Source organism: Extibacter muris, from assembly GCF_004345005.1.
GTDB lineage: Bacteria > Bacillota > Clostridia > Lachnospirales > Lachnospiraceae > Extibacter > Extibacter muris.
On the sequence record NZ_SMMX01000083.1, the window covers coordinates 1 to 619 of the forward strand.

The following is a 619-nucleotide window of genomic DNA, read 5'->3' on the forward strand; positions in this document are numbered from 1 at the left end:
CCCTTCTTTCCTCCCTCCTCGTCTCTTTTACGTTCTTTCTTCTCTCTCTGTCCTGCCTTTTTTCTCCCCTTTTCCTCCCCCCCTCTCCTTTTTTTTTCCCCCTTCCTTTTCTTTTTTCTTCTTTTTTCCCTCTTTTCCCTTCTTCCTTTCCTCCCTCCCCCTTGTTTCTTTTTTCTTCGGAATATACTCGGAACGAGTTTTTCTGCCCCGATTAGTTCCCTTTTGTGTTTTCTCCTTTTCTTCCCTCCTTTCTTTTTTTCTCCTTCTTTTCTTTCCTCTTTGGACAGCACCTTTCCCTTCTCCTTCCCTTCTTCCCCTTCCTTCTTTCCCTTTTCCCTTTTCCCCCTCCTCCCTCCTTTCTTCCTCCCTTCCCCCTTCTTTTTTTTCTTTTCCTTCCCCCTTTCCTCTCCCTCCCCTCCCTTCTCTTCTTTCTCTCTTCTTTCCTTTCCTTTCCCTCTCTTCTTCTCTCTTCCTCCCCTCCCCTTCCATCCTTTTTTGCTGGCCTCTGCTTCCTTTCTTCCTCCCTCCTCTCTTTCCTTCTCCTTTTCCCTTCCTCTTTTTCCTCTTTCCCTCTTCTCCCTCTCCCTTCCCTCTTTTCTCCTTCCTCCTTTGTGTTGTC

Annotated in this window: 1 protein-coding gene; it reads right to left on the reverse strand. The window is 47.0% G+C overall.

Annotated features, from left to right (window positions below):
• On the reverse strand, positions 1-619 hold a 619-nt coding region (locus tag E1963_RS23715; protein WP_201272101.1), incomplete at both ends, for a hypothetical protein.